The sequence below is a fragment of the Kitasatospora sp. NPDC093558 genome (assembly GCF_040683475.1).
GTDB lineage: Bacteria > Actinomycetota > Actinomycetes > Streptomycetales > Streptomycetaceae > Kitasatospora.
Window position 1 is genome coordinate 1 of the sequence record NZ_JBFBDY010000866.1, and the last position, 2304, is coordinate 2304.

The 2304-nt window shown below is 71.6% G+C and carries 3 protein-coding genes and 1 pseudogene; 2 read left to right on the forward strand and 2 right to left on the reverse strand.

The window, feature by feature from the left end:
* Window positions 1-292 precede the first annotated feature (292 nt).
* Window positions 293-520 (reverse strand): hypothetical protein, encoded by a 228-nt coding sequence (locus tag AB0O00_RS36270; protein ID WP_363658966.1) that lies wholly within the window; start codon window positions 518-520, stop codon window positions 293-295.
* 229 nt (window positions 521-749) lie between these two features.
* Between AB0O00_RS36270 and AB0O00_RS36275 the strand changes: the two are divergent.
* Window positions 750-1052, forward strand: a pseudogene (locus AB0O00_RS36275) (carboxymuconolactone decarboxylase family protein); the annotation flags it as partial.
* Here AB0O00_RS36275 and AB0O00_RS36280 read toward each other — a convergent pair.
* Window positions 1049-1369, reverse strand: a complete 321-nt coding sequence (locus AB0O00_RS36280; RefSeq protein ID WP_363658967.1) for a helix-turn-helix domain-containing protein — start codon at window positions 1367-1369, stop codon at window positions 1049-1051. The pseudogene AB0O00_RS36275 and the gene AB0O00_RS36280 overlap by 4 nt on opposite strands.
* Window positions 1370-1799: 430 nt before the next feature.
* On the opposite strand from AB0O00_RS36280, the gene AB0O00_RS36285 reads away from it, so the two are divergent.
* Entirely contained in the window at window positions 1800-2234 is a 435-nt protein-coding gene (locus AB0O00_RS36285; RefSeq protein ID WP_363658968.1) for an ester cyclase, read from the forward strand.
* Window positions 2235-2304 lie beyond the last annotated feature (70 nt).

Consider the following 2304-nt stretch of genomic DNA (forward strand, 5'->3'; position numbering starts at 1 on the left):
CCAGGCCGCACGGGCGGCGGGAGACCCGGTCACGTACGTCGAGCACGCCGGGGCGGACCACTTCCAGGTCGTGGACCCCGCGCACCCGAGCTGGGCGGCCGCGGTTCAGTGGCTGGACAACCGCGCGGGGTAACTCCCTTGGGGGCGAGCGGCCTTCCGCAGCCGGCGCCGCCCCGCCCGGGGGGCAGCCCCGCGGCTCGGCCCGGAGGCTCCGTCCCGCCCGGGGGAGTTCAGCCCCGAGGCTCGGCCCTTCCCGGGGGCAGCCCTGCGGCTCGGCCCCGCCTAGGGAGGTTCAGCCCCGGCGGATCGCCTCCACCGCCCGGGACAGGTCCTCGTCCGCGATGTCCGGGTGCGAAAGCAGCACCTCGTGTGCCGCCGTCAGCACCCGGCCACCGCCCGCCAGGGCCAGGTCCTTGGCGGCCAGGCCCACCGGGAAGTCCGACTCCCGGCTGCGGGCGCGGGCCACCACCCCCGCGAGCGGTCCGCCCCCCGGCACCTCCAGCGCCAGCTCCTGGGACACGCCGCGCCGACAGCTTGGAGAGGGAAGCGCATCGTGGCTCGGTGTCGCGCAATGGCGAAGTCAACTCCTTTGTCAGCGAGCCTTAGTAGAGCGATCTCACCAACTCTGACCTTGGGAAAGGGGGTGGGCCGGAGGATCGTGCGTACAAGCTTCTCATCATGCCCACCGTGGGCCAGGAGTAGGCGTTGTCGACGATGCTGTGGGACCACTGCGCGCTGTACAACGCCGCCTGCTGCTGCGGGCCGGCCGGATCAACGGCTGCGGCATGTGCGCCGACATGCACTACAAGGACGTCGTGCACGCCGGCGACCAGCCCGAGCGCCTCGACCCGGTGGCCGCCTGGCGCGAGGCGACGGTGTTCACCGACGCCGAGCGCGACGCCCTCGAACTGACCGAGGAGGCCACCCGAATCACCGACGCCGCCGGCGGGGTGAGCGACGCGGTGTGGGAGAACGCCGTCAAGCACTACGACGAGGAGCAGCACGCCTCGCTGGTGTCGACGATCGCCCTGTTGACTTCCTCCCTGCGCTAACAGGTCCTAACAGAAGCCACTACGGGCGTGACTGCGGGGACCTTGAACGTGCCGTGCTCACGGCACGCCCGGTCCAGATCCCGAAGGGTCTGCTGCAACACGTGCGACGGCGCCGCCGCCAGCCACGGGAACTCGCGCTTGGCGTCGGCCAGCTCGGCGGCCTGCGGCACGTAGTTCATCCACGCCCCGCGCCGCCGGTACTCCCTGCGCTGCTCCAGGGCAGTGTTCCACACCGACCTGCAAACATCGCCGAACGTCTCACACAACTCAGCCTGCGCCGCGTCGAGTTCGAGCCGGTACCTACGGCCGGACAGCATGGGAACACCCCCTTCGGCAGCTGTGATCAACCTAGCGCACGTCACTGACACCGATAGTGCCAACCGGGTCCCGGTGGTCGTGACTCGGTCACTGACTGACGCCCTGCCGGGCTGTCCAACCCAGCGACCTCCGCCGCTTCGCGGCTCCGGGCCAAGGATGAGCCAATCCCCAGCCAAAGCAGGGGGTCTGCGCTCAAGGTTCAGGATCAATGCCTACAACCGGATGAACGTCATCTGCCGCATCCCGGCGGGGAACTACCGGCCCGGCCAGTGGTGAGCCGTCCCCGCCTTTCGCCCGTTTGCGGGCGGGAGGCGGGGCGGGGGCCCGGGCGCCTCGGGTCGCGGATCCCGGGTTCGTCCGGGTGAAGCCGAGGCCGCGTGCGGCGTGGCCGGACGGTGGCGCGGGCACGGGCGGGAAGGCTTCCCGGTCATGTCGACCGATCACAACAAGCAACTGGTCCGGCGCTTCTACGCCGAGATCGACGCGGGCAACCTCGACGCGATGGACGAACTCGTCGCCGAGGACTACATCGACCACCACCCGCCGCCCTTCCCGGTCGCGCCCGGCCGGGAGGGCCTCAAGGAGGCGTTCCGGCTGTTCTGGGACGCCACCCCCGGCACCCACCGCATCGAGGACCAGATCGCCGAGGGCGACAAGGTGGTGACCCGCCTGACCGCCACCGGGGTCCATCGCGGCGACCTGCCCGGCGCCCCGGCCACCGGCAACCCGATGACGATGACCGCCGTCGTGATCCACCGCATCGCGGACGGGAAGCTCGCCGAGAAGTGGTCCGACAAGGACGAACTCGGCCTGCTCCAGCAGATCGGCGTCCTGCCGCCCCTGGGCGGCCCGCCGGGTCGGTGACACCCGTCCCGGCGTCGGCCCCGGCGCCGGAAGCCCACCCGTCCGTCGGTGAAGCGCGGCCGGGGGAAGC

What these genes read in the sequence shown, in the direction of transcription:
- AB0O00_RS36285 (WP_363658968.1), top strand. Translation starts at nt 1,800, where the DNA reads ATGTCGACCGATCACAACAAGCAACTGGTCCGGCGCTTCTACGCCGAG.
- AB0O00_RS36280 (WP_363658967.1), bottom strand. Translation starts at nt 1,369, where the DNA reads ATGCTGTCCGGCCGTAGGTACCGGCTCGAACTCGACGCGGCGCAGGCT.